1 pseudogene is annotated in these 320 nt (G+C 54.1%); it reads left to right on the top strand.

Annotated elements, in window-relative coordinates:
* Positions 1–320: pseudogene (locus LKX83_RS32270) on the top strand (UDP-N-acetylmuramoyl-L-alanine--D-glutamate ligase); the annotation flags it as partial.

Raw genomic sequence — 320 nt, 5'->3', positions numbered from 1 at the left:
GTTGGCTACCGCACCGGAGGAGGAAGCTGTTATTCGTATAGATGAACTGGCTTTGCCAGGAGCGCATAATTTGGAGAATGTCTTAGCTGCCATCTGTGCTGCAAGAGCAGCGGGAGCAGATATGGAAGCGCTGGGCCACGTGCTGCGCTCGTTTGCTGGTGTGGAGCACCGCCTCGAATTCGTGGCAGAAATCGATGGGGTTAAGTACTACAATGATTCGAAGGCGACCAATCCCGAAGCTGCCAGCCGAGCGCTTACGTCATTTACGTCACCAGTTGTTTGGATTGGCGGCGGACTTGACCGCGGCATTGATTTCAAAG

The organism is Cohnella baijiui (assembly GCF_020731285.1).
GTDB lineage: Bacteria > Bacillota > Bacilli > Paenibacillales > Paenibacillaceae > Cohnella.
Note: the sequence above shows the minus strand (reverse complement) of the source record. Positions and strands in the feature narration are given on the sequence as shown.